Raw genomic sequence first — 19,594 nt, 5'->3', positions numbered from 1 at the left:
CCAGGGGCTCGCCGTGGCTGTCGCTGCCGGGTCAGCCCAGGCCCGGACCCCGCACCGGGATCGACGTGAACGTCGGCGCAGGCGCCGGGTCCTGGAAGAAGTCGTTGCCCTTGTCGTCCACCACGATGAACGCCGGGAAGTCCTCGACCTCGATCTTCCAGACCGCCTCCATGCCGAGCTCCTCGTACTCGACGACCTCGACCTTCTTGATGCAGTCCTGCGCGAGCCGGGCGGCCGGGCCACCGATGGAACCGAGGTAGAAGCCACCGTGCGCGTCACACGCGTTGGTGACCTGCGCGGACCGGTTGCCCTTCGCCAGCATCACCTTGGAGCCGCCCGCCGCCTGGAACTGCTCGACGTAGGAGTCCATACGTCCGGCCGTCGTCGGCCCGAAAGAGCCGGACGCGTAGCCCTCGGGCGTCTTCGCGGGACCGGCGTAGTACACCGGGTGGTCCTTGAGGTACTGCGGCATCTCCTCGCCCGCGTCGAGGCGTTCCTTGATCTTGGCGTGCGCGATGTCACGGGCCACGACCAGGGGACCGGAGAGCGACAGCCGGGTCTTCACCGGGTACTTCGTCAGCTCGGCGAGGATCGACTCCATCGGCTGGTTCAGGTCGATGCGAACGACGTCACCGGCCTCGTCGAGGTGCTCGTCGGTCGTCTCCGGCAGGAACCGCGCCGGGTCCGTCTCCAGCTGCTCCAAGAACACACCCTCGGCGGTGATCTTCGCGACGGCCTGCCGGTCCGCGGAGCAGGACACGGCGATCGCGACAGGGCAGGACGCACCGTGCCGCGGAAGGCGCACCACGCGCACGTCGTGGCAGAAGTACTTGCCGCCGAACTGCGCGCCGATGCCGATCTTCTGCGTCAGCTCGAAGACCTTCTCCTCCAGTTCCTTGTCCCGGAAGCCGTGGCCCAGCTCCGAGCCCTCGGCGGGGATCTCGTCGAGGTAGTGCGCGGAGGCGTACTTCGCGGTCTTCAGCGCGTACTCGGCCGACGTGCCGCCGACCACGATCGCCAGGTGGTACGGCGGACAGGCGGCCGTACCGAGCGAACGGATCTTCTCCTCCAGGAACTTCATCATGGAGGCCTCGTTCAGGACGGCCTTCGTCTCCTGGTAGAGGAAGGACTTGTTGGCCGAGCCACCGCCCTTGGCCATGAAGAGGAACTTGTAGGCGCCGCCGTCGGTCGCGTACAGCTCGATCTGCGCGGGGAGGTTGGAGCCGGTGTTCTTCTCGTCCCACATGGTCAGCGGGGCCATCTGCGAGTAGCGCAGGTTGAGGTTCAGGTACGCGTCGTAGATGCCCTTCGACAGCGCCGACTCGTCACCGCCCTCCGTCAGGACGTTCTGCCCGCGCTTGCCCATGACGATCGCCGTACCGGTGTCCTGGCACATCGGGAGGACGCCCGCCGCCGCGATGTTCGCGTTCTTCAGCAGGTCGAGGGCGACGAACTTGTCGTTGCCCGACGCCTCGGGGTCGTCGATGATGCGCCGCAGCTGCGCCAGGTGCGCGGGGCGCAGGTAGTGCTGGATGTCGTGGATGGCCTCTTCGGCGAGCTTGCGCAGCGCCTCGGGCTCGACCTTGAGGAACGTGCGCCCGTCGGCCTCGAAGGTGGAGACACCCTCGGAGGTCACCAGCCGGTAGGGGGTGGTGTCCTCTCCCATGGGGAGCAGATCGGTGTACGCGAACTCAGGCATCTCAGCCCATTCCTCACTCGGCAGACGGCGACCCGCCTCCGTTGGCGAGCCTCACCAGCGTAGAACCTGCCCGAGGCCCGAAGCTTGTGAGGTAAGGCTCAGTTGGTTGTCCACAGGCCTAGTCGCGATCTATCGCGTTTGGGTACGCTGCTGCCGTGGACCTTGAGAAGCAGACTTCGCCCGCTGCCACCACCGACCTGCGCGCCTCCGACGCCGACCGCGACCGCATCGCCGACATCCTGCGCGAGGCGCTGGCCGAGGGCCGTCTCACCGCGGACGAGCACGCCGAGCGCGTCGAGGGCGTGCTGGCCGCTAAGACGGTCGGTGAGCTGGACGCCTTCATCCAGGACCTGCCCGCCGCCCACCGGCGGCGCACGACACCGGCCGCCGCCCCCAACCGCCCCACGGTCGGCGCCGTCCCGATCGAGCCCGACGAGAACGTGGTGGCGGTGTTCAGCAGCGCCGTCCGCAAGGGACGCTGGCGCGCGTGCCGCCGTATCCACGCGTACGCGATCTTCGGCAGTGTCGAAATAGACCTCAGCGAGGCCCTGTTCGAGTACCAGCAGGTCGTGATCAAGGCGATCTCGGTCTTCGGCAACGTCGAGGTCCGGGTCCCGGAGAATGTGTCGCTGCGCGGCACCGGCGGCGGGGTTCTGGGCAACTTCGAGGTGCACACCCTGGATTCGGACGACCCCGAGGCGCCCGTGGTCTACGTCGACGGGTGGGCCGTGCTCGGCAACATCGAGGGGCGGCCCCGGCGGGGCAAGCTCGTTGCGGACATTCTCGATCGGGTGCAGCACAAGGTCGACAAGAGTTTGCGCAAGCATCTGGACCGTTGACGGTTGTGAATCGGGCCGCGTGCGAAACGATCGCTTCCACTCACACCCCAGCACGGGACCACCCGGAATCCAGCGGTTCGGAACTCAGTGCATAGGCACGCGCACAGCGGGTAGGCCTTGCTGCATCGTCGCTCGCTCGCGAAGCCGTCGTCAGGAGTAGACCGTGCTGCAACCGCCGCATTCGTCCCTGCAGGTAGCTGCCGTTCCGGCTCAGCGGGTGCCAGTGCGAGACAGGGACCAAGACGCGCCTTGGCACACCGAGGCGGTGTGCCGGCGCGACGAGGCCGGCCTGTTCTTCGCGCCCTCGAAGGAACCCACCGCCGCCCGGCTCTCCCGTGAGGAGGCCGCGAAGCGGGTCTGCGCCCGCTGCCCGGTCATGGTCGAGTGCCGCGAACACGCACTCCTGCAACCCGAGCCCTACGGCGTCTGGGGCGGCCTCACCGCGGCAGAACGCCGCGTGGTCCTGGCCCGCCGCAGGCGCCGCGACATGGAACTGAAGAAGGCGGCCGGAACCTCCCGCATAGCGCAGGCGGGCTGACCGCCGCAGGACATGTAAAGAGGCGCCCCCACCGCACCGGGAGCGCCCTTTACTTTTCCATCAGGGGGACTGAATGCCCCCAGGGGTGCGGGGCTGTATCGATATGCGGCTCCGCCGCGGGGCGCGACAAGCCACGAAGCACCCGCAGCCGCCAACGCACCACGCCCCCCGAGCTATCCGGCGCTATTTGGCGCGATCGAAGTCAATCGCGCTGTAAGCCCGCAGCTTGCTCAACCGGTGCTCGGAGTCGATCCGCCGCACCGTCCCCGACTTCGACCGCATCACGATCGAGTCGGTCGTCGCGGTCTCCGACCGGTACCGCACACCCCGCAGCAACTCACCGTCGGTGATCCCCGTCGCGACGAAGAACACGTTCTCGCCCGACACCAGGTCGTCGGTGGTCAGCACCCGGTCCAGATCGTGCCCCGCGTCGATCGCCCGCTGCCGCTCCTCCGCGTCCTTGGGCCACAGCTTGCCCTGGATGGTGCCGCCGAGACACTTCACGGCGCAGGCGGAGATGATGCCCTCCGGCGTACCGCCGATGCCCAGCAGCATGTCGACGCCGGTGCCTTCGCGCAGCGCGTAGATGGAGCCCGCCACGTCACCGTCGGAGATCAGCTTGATGCGCGCACCCGCCTCGCGGATCTCCTGAATGATCCCCTCGTGCCGGGGCCGGTCGAGGATGACGACGGTCACGTCCTCCGGGGTGGACCGCTTCGCCTTCGCGACCCGCCGGATGTTCACGGACACGGGCGCGTTGATGTCGACGAAGTCCGCGGCGTCGGGGCCGGTGACCAGCTTGTCCATGTAGAACACGGCGGACGGGTCGAACATCGACCCGCGGTCCGCGGCCGCGAGTACGGAGATCGCGTTCGGCATGCCCTTGGCGGCCAGGGTGGTGCCGTCGATCGGGTCGACGGCGATGTCGCACTCGGGCCCGGTCCCGTCGCCGACGCGCTCCCCGTTGAAGAGCATCGGGGCCTCGTCCTTCTCGCCCTCGCCGATGACGACCACGCCGTTCATCGACACGGTGGAGACGAGGGTCCGCATGGCGCGCACCGCGACACCGTCGGCGCCGTTCTTGTCGCCGCGACCGACCCAGCGGCCCGCGGCCATGGCCGCGGCTTCGGTCACCCGGACGAGTTCCAGGGCGAGGTTGCGGTCGGGGGCCTCGGAGGGTACTTCGAGCTCGGAGGGCAGATGATGATGCTCGGTCATCGGAGCGCACCTTTCTGATACGACGACGGCCGGATGAGGGTGATGCCGTCGAACTCTATCGTCAGGCAGACAAAATGAGCAGGGGACCCCACGGATGAGCGGACCAGGGCACCTGCGACGATAGAGCGGTGGCAGGTTCGAGCGGCAAGCAGAAGACGGTCCGGGACATGGTTCTCTCCCTGGGCCTGATCAGTCTCATGGCGGGGGTCATCTACCTCTTCATCCCGCACGACGACTCTCCGCAGGAGGTCAAGCGGGTCGACTACCGCGTCGAGCTGCTCACGGCCCGGCGCGCGGCGCCCTACCCCGTGCTGGCGCCGACGGGTCTGCCCGCCACCTGGAAGGCCACCTCCGTGCGGTACGACGGCGCGGACTCCGACGCCTGGCACCTGGGTTTCCACACCCCCGGCGACGGCTACGTACAGATCGAGCAGTCGACCCATGAGCCGGCCGCCGAGTTCATCGACGAGGCCAGCCAGGGCGGCGAGAAGACGGACACCACCGAGGAGATCGGCGGCCGGACCTGGACGCGCTACACCGGCGGTCGCTACGACGCGCTCGTCCACCAGGCCGACGGCGCGACGACCGTGGTGGCGGGCGCGGGCTCGCACGCCGAGCTGACGCGGATGGTGAAGGCGCTCACGTCGGAGTGAGCGCCCCGAGGCGCGAGGCGCCCGGCACATGCGGACACAGGAGAAGGGCCCCCGGAACCGGGGGCCCTTCTCCTGTGTCCGGGTCGCTCAGACCGTGGTGACGACCTCGTCGTAGGCGAGGCGCGGGGAGCGCGGGTAGGAGGCGTCCTCGCCCGGCTCGCCGATGTTGACGACCATCAGCGGGGTGTGGTCGCCGTCGAGGAACTCCTTGCGGACGCCCTCGAAGTCGACGCCGGTCATCGGGCCGGCGGCCAGACCGGCGGCGCGGACGCCGATGATGAAGTAGGCGGCCTGGAGGGCGGCGTTCAGCGCGGCAGCGCTCTCGCGGGCCGGGCGCTCGCTGAAGAAGAGGTCCTTGGCCTGCGGGAAGTGCGGGAGCAGCGTGGGCAGTTCCTCGTGGAACTCGTTGTCCGCGGAGAAGATCGCGACCAGCGGGGCGGTGGACGTCTTGGGCTGGTTGCCCTCGGCCATGTGCCGCACCAGACGCTCACGGGCCTCGGGGGAGCGGACCAGGGTGATGCGCAGCGGGGTCTGGTTGAAGGCGGTCGGGCCGAACTTGACCAGGTCGTAGATCGCCTGCACCTGCTCGTCGGTCACCGGCTCGTCGGTGAAGGTGTTCGCCGTGCGGGCCTCGCGGAACAGCAGGTCCTGGGCGGTGGGGTCAAGGACGAGAGACATGCGTGAACCTTCTCGGGGACGTACGTCGGATCCGGGTTCCGGATCGGCTGACACATATGACTGTACGCGGCATAGGTTGAACCTTCAACAAAAACCGGAGCGTGGTGACCCGCTTCACAGATCACCGAAGTCCGTTACTCGGAGCCGGCCTCTTCCTCCGCCGTCTCCCCCTCGGCGAGGGCCGCGTCCAGCCGCGCCCGCGCCCCGTCCAGCCACCGCCGGCACACCTTGGCCAGCTCCTCGCCCCGCTCCCAGAGCGCGAGGGACTCCTCCAACGTCGTACCACCGGCCTCAAGGCGTCGTACGACGTCGATCAGCTCGTCCCGCGCCTGCTCGTACCCGAGCGCCTCATCCACCTTGCTGGTCATGCGCCCACCCTAAGCATCGACTCGGACACTGCTGTGCTTCCCCGGGGGCAACCCCCGGACCCCCGGCCGGACCGCAGGGGGCCCGCGTCGCTCATTCGGCCCGGATCACCGTGAACTCACCCTCGGACACCCGCGCCCGCAGCACCTCGTCGGCGGTGACCTCCTCCGGGTCCCGCACGACATGCCCGTCGGCCCTCTGCAGCACCGCGTACCCCCGCTTCAGGGTCGCGGCGGGGGAAAGGGCCACCACGCGTGCGTGCGTGTGCGTGAGTTCGGAGTCGGCGCGGTCGAGGAGATGGCCGAGGGTGCGACGCGACCGCTCCACGAGCGCGGCCACGTGATCGGCGCGCTCGTCGATCATCCGGTGCGGATCCTCTATCGACGGCCGGGCGAGCGCCTGGGCGAGCCCGCGCTCCTCCCGCTCGATGAACGCCTCGACGCACCGCCGCGCCCGGTCCCGCAGCAGCCGCACGCGCTCGTACTCCTCGCCCACGTCCGGTACGACCTTCTTGGCGGCGTCGGTCGGGGTGGAGGCGCGCACGTCGGCGACATGGTCCAGGAGCGGGTTGTCCGGCTCGTGCCCGATGGCGGAGACGACGGGCGTACGGCAGGCGGCGACGGTACGCACCAACTGCTCGTCGGAGAAGGGCAGCAGATCCTCCACGCTGCCCCCGCCCCGGGCCACGATGATCACGTCGACGTCGTCGTTCTCGTCGAGCTCCTTGACCGCCTGCACCACCTGCGGCACCGCGTGCACGCCCTGCACGGCGACGTTGCGCACCTCGAAGCGCACGGCGGGCCAGCGGTGCCGGGCGTTCTCCAGCACGTCCCGCTCGGCCGCGGACGCCCGCCCGCACACCAGCCCGACGAGCTGCGGCAGGAAAGGCAGCGCCTTCTTGCGCTCGGACGCGAACAGCCCCTCGGCGGCGAGCGACTTCTTCAACTGCTCAAGCCGCGCGAGCAGTTCCCCGACCCCCACCGGCCTTATCTCCGCGGCCCGCAACGACAGCTGCCCCCGCGGCGCGTACCACTCCGGCTTGGCGAGCACGACGACCCGCGCACCCTCGCTCACCACATCGGCGACGTCGTCGAACACCTGCCGAAAACAGGTGACGCTCACCGAGATGTCGTACGACGGATCACGCAACGTCAGAAACACCACACCGGCACCGGGCCGCCGGGACAGCTGAGTGATCTGCCCCTCCACCCAGACGGCACCGAGCCGGTCGATCCATCCCCCGATCAGCCGGGAGACCTCACCGACGGGCAGCGGCGTTTCCGCGGACGTGTTGAGAGCCATGCGCCGAGCGTAGTGGCCGGTTGTGACAACGCGGCCCACGTCCACCGGTCACCGTGCGGCCTCCGTCCGCCCCCGCTGCCCCAGCAGGACCGCGAGTCCGATCACGAACCACACCGTCCCCACCACCTGTGCCGCCCCCGACGCCTCCACGATCACCGCGACGGTGATGGCCGCGCCGGCCACCGGCACCAGCACATGCCGCCACCAGCTCACCGCACCGCCCGCCCGTCTCCCACCACCACCCTTCTGAGGAAGCCCTTCGGCCCCTTCTCCGCTGCTTCATCCGTCGACTGCCGTCGCGGGTTCCCCGCCCTTCACACTTCCCGGCCAGTCTCGCCAACGACGCGATCTTCGACCCGTCCGGCGCGGCCTTACGATGGGACGCATGACTGCTTCGTCTGGCCGCCGTGTCCTGCTCGCCGCCCCCCGGGGCTACTGCGCGGGTGTGGACCGCGCCGTGATCGCCGTCGAGAAAGCCCTGGAGCAGTACGGCGCTCCGGTGTACGTTCGACACGAGATCGTCCACAACAAGTACGTCGTGCAGACCCTGGAGAAGAAGGGCGCCATCTTCGTCGAGCGGACGGAGGAGGTCCCGGAGGGGAACATCGTCATGTTCTCCGCGCACGGCGTCGCGCCCGTCGTCCACGAGGAGGCCGCGCGCGGCAGGCTCGCCACCATCGACGCGACCTGCCCGCTGGTCACCAAGGTCCACAAGGAAGCCGTCCGCTTCGCCAATGAGGACTACGACATCCTCCTGATCGGGCACGAGGGCCACGAGGAGGTCATCGGCACCTCCGGCGAGGCCCCCGACCACATCACGATCGTCGACGGCCCCGAGGACGTCGCCAAGGTCGAGGTCCGTGACGAGTCGAAGATCGTCTGGCTCTCCCAGACCACGCTCTCCGTCGACGAGACCATGGAGACCGTCGACGCCCTCAAGGAGAAGTTCCCGCAGCTCATCTCCCCGCCCAGCGACGACATCTGCTACGCCACGCAGAACCGTCAGCTCGCGGTGAAGCAGATGGGCGCCGAGGCCGAACTCGTCATCGTGGTCGGCTCCCGCAACTCCTCCAACTCCGTGCGACTCGTCGAGGTCGCCAAGCTGGCCGGCGCCCGCGAGGCCTACCTCGTGGACTTCGCCGACGAGATCGACGAGGCCTGGCTGGAAGGCGTCACCACGGTCGGCGTCACCTCCGGTGCCTCCGTGCCCGAGGTCCTCGTCGAGGAGGTCCTGGAGTACCTCTCCCAGCGTGGCTTCGGCGATGTCGAGCTCGTCAAGGCGGCCGAGGAGTCCATCACCTTCTCGCTGCCCAAGGAGCTCCGCCGCGATCTGCGCGAGGAGGCCGCGGCGCTGGTCGCGGAGCGTACGGGCACCTCGAAGGAGTGACTGTCGGTCGCCCGTCGTAACGTAGGGCCATGCAGATCTTCGGTGTGGACATCGGCGGATCCGGGATCAAGGGCGCCCCGGTGGACCTGGCCAGAGGCGACCTCGCCCAGGAGCGCTGCAAGGTGCTCACCCCGCACCCGGCGACGCCGGACGCGGTGGCGGACGGTGTGAAGGAGGTCATCGACCACTTCGGCTGGTCGGGGCCGGTCGGGCTGACCTTCCCGGGCGTGGTCACCGGCGGGGCCACGATCCGTACGGCGGCCAATGTCGACAAGGACTGGATCGACACGGACGCGCGCGCGTTGTTCAGCGAGCGGCTCGGCGGCCTGCCGGTGACGGTGGTCAACGACGCGGACGCGGCGGGAGTCGCCGAGATGGAGTTCGGCGCCGGTCACGGACGCAAGGGCACCGTCGTCCTGCTGACCTTCGGCACCGGCATCGGCAGCGCCCTGTTCGTCAACGGCGTCCTGGTCCCCAACACCGAGCTGGGCCACCTGGAGCTGCACGGGCACGACGCGGAGACGCGCGCCTCCAGCAAGGCCAAGGAGGACGGCGAGCTGACGTGGGAGCACTGGGCGAGCCGCGTCCAGAAGTACCTCGCCCATGTCGAGATGCTCTTCTCGCCCGAGCTCTTCATCATCGGCGGCGGCGTCAGCCGCAAGTCCCAGAAGTTCCTGCACTACATCGAGGGCATCAAGGCGGAGATCGTCCCGGCGCAGCTGCAGAACAACGCGGGGATCGTGGGGGCGGCGATGCGGGCGGCGCAGGAGTAGCTCACGCGGGCCGGCGGTTCGCCTGCCGCCGGCGGTTCATCAGCCGGATCTTCCGTACGGTCACGATCAGACCGGCGAGGAGCGTCCCGCCGTAGAGCCATCCGGCCTCGGTGGCGAGGGCCGTCACGAGGCCCATCAGCCGGGCGCCGAACCCGTCGCCTCCCTGGGCGACGGGCACGAGGCCCGCGGCGAAGGCGATCGGCACCACGATGGGTGCGGTGACCAGGTCGTTGCGCCGCACCCAGACGGCCGTCAGCACGCACACCGGCAGGAACAGCACGCCGTACAGCGTCAGCGAATCGAATGTCAGTGCGTCGAGACAGCCGAGCACCACCATCACCGCGATGCAGAACAGACCACCCCCGAGCCCGGTGAGCCGGGGGTTGGGGAAGCGCCGCACCGCCTGCACGACCGGGGGAGCGGGCCGCCGTACGGCCGCCGGACGGCGCCCGCCGCGGGCCGCCTGCGGGGGCAGGGATGGCGTCTCGCGTCGTGCTCGGATGTGCGGGGGTCGCGTCCTGTGTTGCTCCACCGGACCAACTTAGGACGGTTTATATGCAGAATCGCCCTTCAGACACGCCGAGGGATCGACCTTGGCCAAGTGTTCGACGCCTCGAAGGGGGCGGGGCCCGGTACGCCGTAGACTGGTGGATCGGCCCCAGCCCTCAGTCCTCTCCTCTCACGTACGGGAAGTCGCAACGTGTCGCTCACGATCGGAATCGTCGGTCTGCCGAATGTCGGCAAGTCGACCCTGTTCAACGCCCTGACCAAGAACGACGTGCTCGCGGCCAACTACCCGTTCGCCACGATCGAGCCCAATGTCGGTGTCGTGGGCGTCCCGGACGCGCGGCTGACGAAACTGGCCGAAATCTTCTCCTCGCAGAAGATCCTCCCGGCGACCGTCGATTTCGTGGACATCGCGGGCATCGTGAAGGGCGCGTCGGAGGGTGAGGGCCTGGGCAACAAGTTCCTCGCGAACATCCGTGAGTCCGACGCGATCTGCCAGGTCATCCGCGCCTTCAAGGACGAGAACGTCGTCCATGTCGACGGCAAGGTCTCGCCCAAGGACGACATCGAGACGATCAACACCGAGCTGATCCTCGCCGACCTCCAGACCATCGAGAAGGTCCTCCCGCGCCTCCAGAAGGAGTCGCGGATCAAGAAGGACATCGCACCGAAGGTGGCGGCGGTCGAGGCCGCGAAGGAGATCCTGGAGAAGGGCGACACGCTGTTCTCGGCGGGCATCGTCCAGGGCTCGGGCAACGAGGAACTCCTCCACGACCTGCACCTCCTGACGACCAAGCCCTTCCTCTACGTCTTCAACGTGGACGAGGACGAGCTGGTCGACGAGACCTTCAAGGACGAGCAGCGCGCCCTGGTCGCCCCCGCCGAGGCGATCTTCCTCAACGCCAAGCTGGAGCAGGACCTCGCCGAGCTCGACGAGGAGGACGCCATGGAGCTCCTGGAGTCCGTCGGCGCCGAGGAGCCCGGCCTGGCGACGCTGGCCCGCGTCGGCTTCGACACCCTCGGCCTCCAGACCTACCTCACGGCAGGCCCCAAGGAATCCCGCGCCTGGACGATCAAGAAGGGCGCCACCGCTCCCGAGGCCGCCGGCGTGATCCACACCGACTTCCAGAAGGGCTTCATCAAGGCGGAGGTCATCTCCTTCGCCGACCTCGTCGAGACCGGCTCGGTCGCCGAGGCCCGCGCCAAGGGCAAGGCGCGCATGGAGGGCAAGGAGTACGTCATGCAGGACGGGGACGTCGTGGAGTTCCGCTTCAACGTTTAGGCGCAAATCCACCACGTCAGCATTTATTAAATGCGCAGGTCAGAGGGGTTCGACTCGTCGAAGTCGGGCCCCTGGCTCTTTCCCGTGCTGGGATGGTGCTGGGATTCCTGACGGGTTGTCACTCGTTTGGCTTCGCTTCAGGCGGCCATTAGCGGTACGTTATTCGGTACCACTTGGTAGAGGGAGTCAATCCATGTCGATAACTGCGAGCGAAGCCCGCAAGGCTCTCTTTCCGCTGATCAAGAAGGTCAACGACGATCACGAGGCCATCGAGATCGTCTCCAAGCACGGCAACGCCGTGCTCGTCTCGGCGGAGGACTACGCGGCGCTGCGCGAGGGCTCATACCTCCTGCGCTCTCCGGTGAACGCTCGTCGGCTGCTCAAGGCATATGAGAACGCCCTGGCCAACATCAACGTGTCGGAGCGCGAGCTGATCGATCCGGATGCGGTGGACCCTGCTGCGGGTACTGCGTGAGGCTTGCCTTTGAGGATCAGGGCTGGGAGGACTACACGTCCTGGCTCAAGAACGACCGTAAGATGCTGGTGCGGATCAACAAGCTCATTGAGGACGTCAGGCGGGATCCTTTCACCGGTATCGGCAAGCCCGAGCCGCTGAAGTACCACTTGCCCGGAGCGTGGTCCCGGCGGATCGACGATGAGCAGCGCCTCGTCTACCTGGTGACCGACAAGGAGATCGTCATCCTCGCGGCTCGTTACCACTACTGACCGATCAACGAGCGCTACGGCGGTCCGCTGCTGTTCGGGTTCGGCGTGGCCGGCATGATCGGCAACTTCGTCGCCGGCTCGGCGCTCTCCCGTCAGGTGCACCGGACCGTGCTGATCATCTCCGTGGCCCTGGCGGTCGCGATGCCGCTCTTCCTGCTGCTGGGCCAGACCCCGGTCGGCGGCGCCATCCTGCTGATCGTCTGGGGTCTCTCCTACGGCGGTGTTCCGTGGGCCCCCAGACCTGGATGATCAAGGCCGCCCCGCGGGCGGAGGAAACGGCCTCTTCGCTGTGGGTGGCGGTGCTCAACCTGTCCATCGGCCTCGGCGCGCTGGTCGGCGGCGTCATCGTCGACACGCTCACCCTCCAGGGTGTGCTGTGGCTCGGCGGAGCCTGCGCCCTCCTCGCCGCCCTGGCGATCTGGACCGCCCGCACCAACGACGCCCTTCGCTGACCGAGCACTGAACAGGGCCCACCGGAGACGTGTCGCCACACGGCGCCGACTGACGCGCCGCCGCTGTACCGGTGGCGGCACGCCAGCCTGCGCCGCATAGTGCGGACTCTGCGGCAGCGCCGTACGGGTTCCGGGCGTCGCCATTTCGACGTACGGTCACCAGTTCAAGAAGGCGCCCATGGCTGCGGGGCTGGTGGACAGCCAGGGCCGGGCGAAGTGCACGCCGCGCCTCTGCGGGACTTCTTCGCCTCGACGGCGCTCGCGAACGGCATCCCATTCACGAGGTTTCCCGCTCACTCGGCCACAGGCCCACCAAAGTCAAGAACGTCAAGGGCTGGGTTCGCGAGATGGGGCGCAGTGTTTGTGCAGGTCACGGCATTTCCGTCCGGTAGTTGAATCCGGGCGGGGTTTCCGGTTGCTGAGCCGTTGCTGGTTCGGTCGGGTATGGCTGGAAGGCCAGGATGGGCCGGGTTGTCGGGCCACAACTAGTTGGGTGATTGCAGGACGAGGATCGCGTTGTCGGCTTGGTGCCGGTAGTAGAAAGGGGAGGCAGCACGGATCACCTCGTGGGCATCGGTGCCTCAGACAAGATCGCGTCTCTTGTACGCCGACCGGCCTGCCGCGTGAGGCTGAGGCATTAGGACAATCAGGCTGTTTCCGCCCATATCTGATATTCGCCCGGCGGGCAAGTGCATAGACACCTGGACGACACAGACCAGGGGTGTGCCATGACCGTCAAACTCCCGGCGCAGGCCGATGCGCGCCGCGCCGCGCAGCTTCAGGCTGCACCGCCGTCCGTGATGCTCAGGACCTATCGGAGGCTGCTGCCCCTGCGGATGCGCAGGGCCGTGCGGGCCTGGTTCGGTGCGGAGCAGTGGGAGAGGCTGCGGCAGCGGCTGGAGAGACCGGCGGCCTTGGTGCGCGAGGCGCGGCACCGCCGGCTCTGCGCGCGCCTGAAGCGCCTGGGACTGCTGCGGGACGGCGAACGGGTTCCCGTACGGACCGCCGGAGGGGCCCGAATCGCCCTGTTGCAGGAGGGCGTGACGCCCCTTCTGGCCCGGGAGCACAATCTGCGACTGGTGCTGAGCACGCTGGAAAAGGCGGGCGTGGAGCACTTCGTCGTACGCAATGCCGCGAGCACCTCCTCCGCCGTGGGGATCAGCTCCGAAGACCGGGCGGCAGCCGAAAGCGCACTGGTCGCCATGGGCGCGGACGTGCCGGCCTACCTCACGCGGACGGGTGGATCCGAGCGGGCCCGGGACCGGCGCGCCGAACCGGTCGGCTCCCGGCGTTCCTGGCACCGTGCCGCCGGCCGGCAGGTCATCCGCGTCTTCTGCTATCTGGCCGACGCCGCCGCACCCGGCATGGTGCTCGGTGCGGGCTACGGCTGCGACATCGAGGTCTGGCGACCGTCCGAGGGGGGCGCCGAACTCGTGGCGCCGCGCCGCAACCGTACCTGCGAGCGCGTCTGCCGGGAGGCGCCCACGGTCGAGGTCCCCGGTCGCCGCTTCACCCGACTCGCGTCCGAGCACACCCGGCCGCAGCCCGCCACCGTACGCACCCGGCGCGAGTTCGCCGAGCCGGTGCCCGACGACATCCACTTCCCCATCGACGCCGTGTACACCTGGGTCGACGGCTCCGACCCCGAATGGCAGCGGCGCCGCGCGACGGTCGTGGGGGAGCCGTACCACCCGCAGGCCGCCAACGCGGCCCGCTATCTCAGCCGTGACGAGCTGCGCTATTCGCTGCGCTCGCTGCACATGTACGCCCCCTGGATCCGGCATGTCTACCTCGTCACCGACCAGCAGGTGCCCGCTTGGCTGGACACCGGACATCCCCGGCTCACGGTCGTCGACCACCGGGAGATCTTCACCGACCCTGCCGTCCTCCCGACGTTCAACTCGCACGCCATCGAGAGCCAGCTGCATCACATCGAGGGGCTCGCCGAGCAGTTCCTCTACTTCAACGACGACGTCTTCCTCGGGCGCCCCACGGTGCCGCAGCAGTTCTTCCTGGCCAACGGCATCAGCAAGTTCTTCCTCTCGAAGGCGTTGCTGCCGCCCGTCGGAAGCGCGGGCGCGGACGACGTACCGGTCTCCGCCGCGGGCCTCACCAACCGCCGGCTCCTTCAGGCACGCTTCGGCAGCAGCATCACCCAGAAGATGAAGCACACACCGTGCGCGCTGCGGCGCAGTGTGCTCGCGGAGATCGAACAGGTCTTCGCGGACGAACACCGGCGCACCGCCGCCCACGCCTTCCGCAGCCCGGACGACATCTCGATCACCAACTCGCTGCACCACTACTACGCATTCCACACGGGCCGGGCCGTGCCCGGCAGCATCCGTTACGACTACATCGACATCTCCCAGCCCGGCATCGCCCCGCGGCTGAGCCGTCTGCTGGCCTCCAGATCGAATGTCGCCTTCTGCCTCAACGACACGGTGACCTGCGACGCCGAGCGCCACACCGATGTGGCACTCGTACAGCACTTTCTGGACGGCTACTTCCCCGCCCCCAGTCCCTTCGAGCACCAGCCCGACCACAAGGAAGCGCTCTCCCTGCCATGCCCCTCGCCATCAGGCTCCCTCACCATCCCGGCGTCCTCGAGGCCGACGGCTCCTACCCACGCGCGCTCAACGTCCTGAGCCGCAAGCAGACCGCCGTACAGCGGCAGCTGCGCCGATCGGGCCTGGCGGGGTACGAGCCCGTGACCCAGGCGACGCTGCTGGCTCTGGCGCAGCAGGCGCCGCCGGGCAGCGCGGTGTACGACGTCGGCGCCCACATCGGGCTCTACGCGGCACTGATCGACGCGGTGTACGGCCACCGGCTGTCGGTGCACGCCTTCGAACCGACACCGGACACGGCACGCATCTGTGGGGACATCCGCCGGCACAACGGCCTCGGCTTCGAGCTGATCACCTCGGCGGTCTCCGACACGCCGGGCACCGCCGAGCTCTGTCTGTCCCTGAAGGCCGAATCCTCCAACTCCCTCAACGCCGCGCATCGCAAGCACACCGAGACGGTGAGCGTGCCGGTCACCACGCTGGACGCGTTCACCGAGGAACGGTCGGCCCGGCCCCACCTCATCAAGATCGATGTGGAGACGCTGGAGGGCCAGGTGCTGGCGGGCGCGCTGGAGACGGTGCGCCGGCACCGGCCCTGGATCGTGCTGGAGATCCTGCCCGGCTCCGACCATGACGCCTTGGGCCGGGCCTTGGATGTGCTCACCGAGCTGGGATACGGACTGCATCTCCTCCAGCCGGAGAGCCCGTGGCCCGGCAGAAACCGCGGCGACTACCGTCGGCATGTGGGCAGTCAGTGCCGCGACTGGCTGCTTGCGCCCGCGCCGCTCACGTACGACTTCCACCTCGCGGTACGCACCTGGCTCAGGGCCATCCTGGCGTGCGACGAGCGCACCAACCTGATGGTCCCCGCCGGTGCCTCCTTCCCCCGCGGCTGGAACGCCCCGTATCTGCGGCGCACAACGTTCACTCCGCGTGACGACTGGTCATTCGTGCACTGCGAATGCGCGACACTTGAACATGCGACGTCACCAGTCCCGAGGGCCGAGCGCGTGCGACTGTCCGAACGCCGCGTAGGTGATGAACCGTTCGATGCCGCCTTGTTCGAACCGTGCTGATTCTGTGCTGATTTCCGCTTCAACGTCTGATCAGCCGTGACGGAGGGGGCCGGGCTCTGGTGAGCCCGGCCCCCTCCGCGTTCCCGTACGACTTCTACTTCCCGCTCGGCGGGGTGAGCTTGTCGAGATCCAGGCTGATCTCGAAAGGCACGGGGCGCTCCAGGGTGCCCCGGAAGATACCCCCGGGTGCGTAGCGGCCGGTCGGTTCGTCGAGTTCGTAGACGTGGACGACGGGCGCCCCGTCCTCGTCCTCGACGCACCAGTAGTGCGGGATGCCCGCCTCCGCGTACTTGCGGAGCTTGACCGTGCGGTCGCGGTGGGCGGACTCGGGGGAGACGACCTCGATGACGAGTTTCACGTCCTCGGGGGCGTACCAGGTGCGGTTGGGGTCGTAGGGCAGGTCCGTGAGCAACAGGTCTGGCTCGGGGCGGCTTCGGTCATCGAGGCGGATCGTCATCTCCCGCTCGACCTCGAAACCGGCTGGCGCCTGCGCCATCAGCGTGGTGGTCAGGGCAGTGACGAGGCGGCCGTGCCAGGCTCGCTGGGGCGACAGCATGAAGACGAGAGCTCCGTCGATCAGCTCGGTATGGCGGGGTGCCTCGGGGAGGCGGTCCAGGTCCTCCGCGAACCAGCCTTCCGCGCGCGGCGGGCGCATCCAGTCGGGCAGTGCGGTCATGGCTCAACCGTAGCGACTCGACGGGGTCCGGGCCACGAGATCGTCAACGGGGGCGACCGCCTTCACGTCGTCGGGAGCTCCCGGTCAGGACGTCGTTCGGCGCAGCCTGCGGGCGTTCCGCAGCACCTTCAGCGTGCCCGGCAGCGGCGGGCTCGCGGAGCCGTGCAGCAGCCCCGTTCCGCGCGCCGACACCGCGTCCGCGGTCAGGAGTTCGATCTCGATCACCGCGCTCAGCAGCGCCCGGCCCGGGGGCGCCGCCAGGGCGGGCAGTTCGCGTGCCGCCTTCAGGGCGGTCCGGGCGGTGTCGACCTGGTCGTGCACCAGGTCGCGCAGGCCTGGTGAGGCTCGGCCCGCCGTGAGGTCCTCCAGCGTGAGCGAGTAGCGCCGCAGGGTCTCGTCCGGGATGCCGAGGCGGCCTTCCGGGAGGTCCTCGGCGAGGTCGTTGACGAAGTCCAGCCGCTGGCTGCCCTCGATGAGGGTCCGGGACAGCGCCCGGTACCGTCCGTCGTCGGTCTCCGGCCCCAGCAAGGTGCCGACCAGCAGGTAAGCGGGCAGCGAGTAGGCGTCCACATAGGCCTGGAAGTCGGCCTCCGTCGTGAAACCGGTGAACTCCAACTCGGCTGTGGCGGTGGCCAGATATTCCTCCGTCACCTCCCAGAGCCGCGGATACGCGGTCACGGTGTGCAGGAACGCGCGGATCGGCGGATCGTCGGCCACGCCCTTCTCCAGCGCCTCGCGCACCCGCTGCTCCCAGGACGCCCACGCCGCCACCCGCAGGTGCTTCGGGCCGGTGTCCAGGAGGTCGTCCCCGTGGTGCATCACGGCTGTCGCGGCCATCACGTGCGGCAGCATCGGCCGCGGCAGCAGCACCCGGGCCGCGAGATACGAACTGCGCCGCTCGCGCGCCACCAGCCGCCGCTGGGCGTCGTAGTCGCTCCGCAGCTCCGGCTCCCGGATCCCCGCCGCGTCCAGGGCCCTCTTCCACGCGCTCATGCGGCGATCGTAGACAGCCCCGGCGCGCCGCGAAGCAGCCGCCCTGTCAGACTCCCGCGACCGACCGGCACGCCTCCGCGTACGCCCGTACCAGCGGTCTGCGGTCCCCCTCCCGCCAGGCGAGGACATACCGGCTCGGGCTCACCCCGCGCACCGCCCGCGTCACCACTCCGCCCAGCGTGATCAGCGGGGCGTTGCCCTCGGCGACCAGGCAGATGCCGAGGCCGGCGACCAGGGCCTCGTACGTCTCCTCCGTGCCGGCGATCTCCGCGCCGACGCGGGCCGGGCGGCCGGCGCGTTCGTCGAGGGCGAGCCAGTGGTCACGCAGGGGGCCCGCGCTCTCGGGGAGGGCGAGGAACGGTTCGTCGGCGAGGTCGGCGAAGTCGAGTTCCGGGCGGGACGCCAGGGGGTGGGTCTCCGGGAGGGCGATCAGGCGGGGTTCCTCGGCGACCACCGTCCACGCGTAGCGGTCGGCGTCCGGCAGAGGCAGCCAGACGAACGCGACGTCCGCGTCCCCGTCCGCCAGGCCCGCGGTGGGGTCCTCCCAGCTCACCTGGCGCACCCGCAGTGCCGCGTCCGGATGGCCCGCGGTGAAACGGGACCGGATCGCCGGCAGCAGTCCGCCGCGGCCCGGGCTGGTGCTCATCCCCACGACCAGCGTGCTGCGCTGGGCCGAGCGGGCCGCCGCCACCGCCGCCGCGCCCTCCACCCAGTCGGCCAGCACCCGCCGGGCATGCGGCAGCAGCGCCTCGCCCGCCCCGGTGAGCGCCACGCCGTGCCGGTCGCGGCGGAACAGCTCGACACCCAACTGCCGCTCCAGAGCTCGCACTTGCTTGCTCAGGCTGGGCTGAGACACATACAGCCGTTCGGCCGCACGCGTGAAGTGCAGGTCCTCGGCCACCGCGAGGAAGTAGCGCAGATCCCTCAGATGCACGTCCGTTGTCATAGCCATCGGTTATCACCGTGGGTCTTGGACGGGCAACGGACTTTCGCAGCAAGGTGGTTCACGAACCACTCGGATGAAGGGGATCGAGATGAACAAGGTCTGGCTGATCACGGGCGCGAGCAGCGGATTCGGGCGGGAGATCGCGCAGGCGGCCCTCGCCGACGGCGACGTCGTCGTGGGTGCCGTCCGCCGGCCCGAGGCGCTGGACGAACTCGTGGCCGCCCACCCCGACCAGGTGGAGGCGCTGCGCCTGGACGTCGCCGACACGGCGGCCGCCGAGGCGGCGGTGCGGGACGTGGTGGCGCGGCACGGGCGGATCGACGTCCTCGTCAACAACGCGGGCCGCACCCATGTCGGCGCCTTCGAGGAGACCGGCGAGGACGAGCTGCGCGCGCTGTTCGACGTGCACGTCTTCGGGCCCGCGGCGCTCGTGCGGGCGGTGCTGCCGTCGATGCGGGAGCGCCGTTCCGGGGCGATCGTGCAGATGAGCAGCGTGGGCGGGCAGATGTCCTTCGCGGGCTTCGGCGCCTACAGCGGAACGAAGTTCGCCCTGGAGGGCATGTCCGAGGCGCTCGCCGACGAGGTCGAGGAGTTCGGCATCAAGGTGCTGATCGTGGAGCCGGGTGCTTTCCGGACCTCGCTGTTCGAGGCGGACCGGGCCGGCGCGAGCGCGGACAGCGGGGTGTACGCCAAGGTCAGCGGCACCCGTGGCTTCGTCGCCGGCGGTGACGGCTCGCAGCCCGGCGACCCGGCCAAGGCGGCCGCGGTGATCCTGGCCGCCCTCCAGGCGGAGCGCACGCCCCTGCGCCTCCCGCTCGGCGACGACGGCGTCACGGCGGTCCTGGGCCACCTCGACCAGGTCCGCGAGGACGTCACGGCGTGGGAGAAGACCACCCGGGCGACCGGCTTCGACGACTGA

The 19,594-nt window shown here is 69.3% G+C and carries 23 protein-coding genes; 13 read left to right on the top strand and 10 right to left on the bottom strand.

Annotation, left to right across the window (positions count from 1 at the left end; all coding sequences use genetic code 11):
- Positions 1-31: 31 nt before the first annotated feature.
- Positions 32-1,699 (bottom strand): fumarate hydratase, encoded by a 1,668-nt coding sequence (locus QF037_RS17680; protein ID WP_307026381.1) that lies wholly within the window; start codon positions 1,697-1,699, stop codon positions 32-34.
- 155 nt (positions 1,700-1,854) lie between these two features.
- On the opposite strand from QF037_RS17680, the gene QF037_RS17675 reads away from it, so the two are divergent.
- Together QF037_RS17675 and QF037_RS17670 are read left to right on the top strand one after the other, a co-directional pair.
- A complete protein-coding gene (locus QF037_RS17675) occupies positions 1,855-2,538 on the top strand; it encodes a DUF1707 SHOCT-like domain-containing protein (protein ID WP_307026379.1) in 684 nt (227 codons plus the stop codon).
- Positions 2,539-2,701: 163 nt separating this feature from the next.
- Positions 2,702-3,076: a WhiB family transcriptional regulator gene (locus tag QF037_RS17670; protein WP_307026377.1), complete on the top strand. Its 375-nt coding sequence runs from the start codon at positions 2,702-2,704 to the stop codon at positions 3,074-3,076.
- Between the two features lie 183 nt (positions 3,077-3,259).
- Here QF037_RS17670 and glpX read toward each other — a convergent pair whose 3' ends face one another.
- Positions 3,260-4,294, bottom strand: coding sequence for a class II fructose-bisphosphatase (gene glpX / locus QF037_RS17665; protein ID WP_307026374.1), 1,035 nt, complete (start codon positions 4,292-4,294; stop codon positions 3,260-3,262).
- 128 nt (positions 4,295-4,422) lie between these two features.
- Here glpX and QF037_RS17660 point away from each other — a divergent pair, with 128 nt between their 5' ends.
- Positions 4,423-4,947, top strand: coding sequence for a DUF4245 domain-containing protein (locus tag QF037_RS17660; RefSeq protein WP_307026372.1), 525 nt, complete (start codon positions 4,423-4,425; stop codon positions 4,945-4,947).
- A gap of 87 nt (positions 4,948-5,034) precedes the next feature.
- On the opposite strand, the gene QF037_RS17655 is transcribed toward QF037_RS17660, so the two are convergent.
- From QF037_RS17655 to QF037_RS17640, 4 genes are all read right to left on the bottom strand, one after another.
- The gene (locus QF037_RS17655; RefSeq protein WP_307026369.1) at positions 5,035-5,625 is read right to left on the bottom strand and encodes a malonic semialdehyde reductase; all 591 of its coding nucleotides are present in this window, start codon (positions 5,623-5,625) and stop codon (positions 5,035-5,037) included.
- Positions 5,626-5,759: 134 nt separating this feature from the next.
- Positions 5,760-5,993: an exodeoxyribonuclease VII small subunit gene (locus tag QF037_RS17650; protein WP_307026367.1), complete on the bottom strand. Its 234-nt coding sequence runs from the start codon at positions 5,991-5,993 to the stop codon at positions 5,760-5,762.
- A gap of 91 nt (positions 5,994-6,084) precedes the next feature.
- Positions 6,085-7,293 (bottom strand): exodeoxyribonuclease VII large subunit, encoded by a 1,209-nt coding sequence (xseA, locus tag QF037_RS17645; RefSeq protein ID WP_307026365.1) that lies wholly within the window; start codon positions 7,291-7,293, stop codon positions 6,085-6,087.
- A 48-nt stretch (positions 7,294-7,341) separates the two neighbouring features.
- Positions 7,342-7,506: a hypothetical protein gene (locus QF037_RS17640; protein WP_373463737.1), complete on the bottom strand. Its 165-nt coding sequence runs from the start codon at positions 7,504-7,506 to the stop codon at positions 7,342-7,344.
- Positions 7,507-7,669: 163 nt separating this feature from the next.
- Between QF037_RS17640 and QF037_RS17635 the strand changes: the two genes are divergently transcribed.
- Both QF037_RS17635 and ppgK read left to right on the top strand, forming a co-directional pair.
- Entirely contained in the window at positions 7,670-8,680 is a 1,011-nt protein-coding gene (locus tag QF037_RS17635; RefSeq protein ID WP_307026363.1) for a 4-hydroxy-3-methylbut-2-enyl diphosphate reductase, read from the top strand.
- A gap of 29 nt (positions 8,681-8,709) precedes the next feature.
- Positions 8,710-9,453 carry a polyphosphate--glucose phosphotransferase gene (gene ppgK, locus QF037_RS17630; RefSeq protein WP_307026361.1) on the top strand — a complete coding sequence of 248 codons (744 nt, stop codon included), beginning with the start codon at positions 8,710-8,712 and terminating at the stop codon, positions 9,451-9,453.
- Between the two features lies 1 nt (position 9,454).
- Here ppgK and QF037_RS17625 read toward each other — a convergent pair whose 3' ends face one another.
- A complete protein-coding gene (locus QF037_RS17625) occupies positions 9,455-9,985 on the bottom strand; it encodes a DUF6542 domain-containing protein (RefSeq protein ID WP_307026359.1) in 531 nt (176 codons plus the stop codon).
- A 168-nt stretch (positions 9,986-10,153) separates the two neighbouring features.
- On the opposite strand from QF037_RS17625, the gene ychF reads away from it, so the two are divergent.
- The 7 genes from ychF (at position 10,154) to QF037_RS17590 (ending at position 16,060) form a co-directional block, all read left to right on the top strand.
- Positions 10,154-11,242, top strand: a complete 1,089-nt coding sequence (ychF, locus tag QF037_RS17620; protein ID WP_307026357.1) for a redox-regulated ATPase YchF — start codon at positions 10,154-10,156, stop codon at positions 11,240-11,242.
- A gap of 193 nt (positions 11,243-11,435) precedes the next feature.
- The gene (locus QF037_RS17615; RefSeq protein ID WP_307026355.1) at positions 11,436-11,717 is read left to right on the top strand and encodes a type II toxin-antitoxin system Phd/YefM family antitoxin; all 282 of its coding nucleotides are present in this window, start codon (positions 11,436-11,438) and stop codon (positions 11,715-11,717) included.
- Positions 11,714-11,968: a Txe/YoeB family addiction module toxin gene (locus QF037_RS17610; protein ID WP_307026353.1), complete on the top strand. Its 255-nt coding sequence runs from the start codon at positions 11,714-11,716 to the stop codon at positions 11,966-11,968. Before QF037_RS17615 ends, QF037_RS17610 begins: the two co-directional genes overlap by 4 nt.
- A gap of 54 nt (positions 11,969-12,022) precedes the next feature.
- The gene (locus QF037_RS17605; RefSeq protein ID WP_307026351.1) at positions 12,023-12,217 is read left to right on the top strand and encodes a hypothetical protein; all 195 of its coding nucleotides are present in this window, start codon (positions 12,023-12,025) and stop codon (positions 12,215-12,217) included.
- A complete protein-coding gene (locus QF037_RS17600) occupies positions 12,196-12,420 on the top strand; it encodes a hypothetical protein (RefSeq protein ID WP_307026349.1) in 225 nt (74 codons plus the stop codon). Before QF037_RS17605 ends, QF037_RS17600 begins: the two co-directional genes overlap by 22 nt.
- A 728-nt stretch (positions 12,421-13,148) precedes the next feature.
- Positions 13,149-15,065: a stealth family protein gene (locus QF037_RS17595; protein ID WP_307026347.1), complete on the top strand. Its 1,917-nt coding sequence runs from the start codon at positions 13,149-13,151 to the stop codon at positions 15,063-15,065.
- Positions 14,984-16,060 carry an FkbM family methyltransferase gene (locus QF037_RS17590; protein ID WP_307026345.1) on the top strand — a complete coding sequence of 359 codons (1,077 nt, stop codon included), beginning with the start codon at positions 14,984-14,986 and terminating at the stop codon, positions 16,058-16,060. Before QF037_RS17595 ends, QF037_RS17590 begins: the two co-directional genes overlap by 82 nt.
- Before the next feature lie 94 nt (positions 16,061-16,154).
- On the opposite strand, the gene QF037_RS17585 is transcribed toward QF037_RS17590, so the two are convergent.
- The 3 genes from QF037_RS17585 to QF037_RS17575 all read right to left on the bottom strand — a co-directional run bounded on the left by QF037_RS17585 (position 16,155) and on the right by QF037_RS17575 (position 18,681).
- Positions 16,155-16,736, bottom strand: coding sequence for a Uma2 family endonuclease (locus tag QF037_RS17585; protein WP_307026343.1), 582 nt, complete (start codon positions 16,734-16,736; stop codon positions 16,155-16,157).
- A gap of 84 nt (positions 16,737-16,820) precedes the next feature.
- Entirely contained in the window at positions 16,821-17,729 is a 909-nt protein-coding gene (locus tag QF037_RS17580; RefSeq protein ID WP_307026341.1) for a phytoene/squalene synthase family protein, read from the bottom strand.
- Between the two features lie 46 nt (positions 17,730-17,775).
- A complete protein-coding gene (locus QF037_RS17575; protein ID WP_307026340.1) occupies positions 17,776-18,681 on the bottom strand; it encodes a LysR family transcriptional regulator in 906 nt (301 codons plus the stop codon).
- Positions 18,682-18,763: 82 nt separating this feature from the next.
- Here QF037_RS17575 and QF037_RS17570 point away from each other — a divergent pair, with 82 nt between their 5' ends.
- Positions 18,764-19,594, top strand: a complete 831-nt coding sequence (locus QF037_RS17570) for an oxidoreductase (protein ID WP_307026338.1) — start codon at positions 18,764-18,766, stop codon at positions 19,592-19,594.

Origin of the sequence: Streptomyces canus (assembly GCF_030815415.1) — a bacterium.
GTDB classification, from domain to species: Bacteria; Actinomycetota; Actinomycetes; order Streptomycetales; family Streptomycetaceae; genus Streptomyces; species Streptomyces canus_F.
This window is presented reverse-complemented; position numbering and strand designations above follow the sequence as displayed.

Excerpts from the sequence above, each read along its gene's own strand:
- QF037_RS17680 (WP_307026381.1), bottom strand. The coding sequence starts at position 1,699 with ATGCCTGAGTTCGCGTACACCGATCTGCTCCCCATGGGAGAGGACACC.
- QF037_RS17635 (WP_307026363.1), top strand. The coding sequence starts at position 7,670 with ATGGGACGCATGACTGCTTCGTCTGGCCGCCGTGTCCTGCTCGCCGCC.
- ppgK (WP_307026361.1), top strand. The coding sequence starts at position 8,710 with ATGCAGATCTTCGGTGTGGACATCGGCGGATCCGGGATCAAGGGCGCC.
- QF037_RS17650 (WP_307026367.1), bottom strand. The coding sequence starts at position 5,993 with ATGACCAGCAAGGTGGATGAGGCGCTCGGGTACGAGCAGGCGCGGGAC.
- QF037_RS17590 (WP_307026345.1), top strand. The coding sequence starts at position 14,984 with ATGCCCCTCGCCATCAGGCTCCCTCACCATCCCGGCGTCCTCGAGGCC.
- QF037_RS17605 (WP_307026351.1), top strand. The coding sequence starts at position 12,023 with ATGATCGGCAACTTCGTCGCCGGCTCGGCGCTCTCCCGTCAGGTGCAC.
- QF037_RS17585 (WP_307026343.1), bottom strand. The coding sequence starts at position 16,736 with ATGACCGCACTGCCCGACTGGATGCGCCCGCCGCGCGCGGAAGGCTGG.
- QF037_RS17615 (WP_307026355.1), top strand. The coding sequence starts at position 11,436 with ATGTCGATAACTGCGAGCGAAGCCCGCAAGGCTCTCTTTCCGCTGATC.
- QF037_RS17575 (WP_307026340.1), bottom strand. The coding sequence starts at position 18,681 with ATGGCTATGACAACGGACGTGCATCTGAGGGATCTGCGCTACTTCCTC.
- QF037_RS17595 (WP_307026347.1), top strand. The coding sequence starts at position 13,149 with ATGACCGTCAAACTCCCGGCGCAGGCCGATGCGCGCCGCGCCGCGCAG.
- glpX (WP_307026374.1), bottom strand. The coding sequence starts at position 4,294 with ATGACCGAGCATCATCATCTGCCCTCCGAGCTCGAAGTACCCTCCGAG.
- xseA (WP_307026365.1), bottom strand. The coding sequence starts at position 7,293 with ATGGCTCTCAACACGTCCGCGGAAACGCCGCTGCCCGTCGGTGAGGTC.
- QF037_RS17580 (WP_307026341.1), bottom strand. The coding sequence starts at position 17,729 with ATGAGCGCGTGGAAGAGGGCCCTGGACGCGGCGGGGATCCGGGAGCCG.
- QF037_RS17570 (WP_307026338.1), top strand. The coding sequence starts at position 18,764 with ATGAACAAGGTCTGGCTGATCACGGGCGCGAGCAGCGGATTCGGGCGG.
- QF037_RS17655 (WP_307026369.1), bottom strand. The coding sequence starts at position 5,625 with ATGTCTCTCGTCCTTGACCCCACCGCCCAGGACCTGCTGTTCCGCGAG.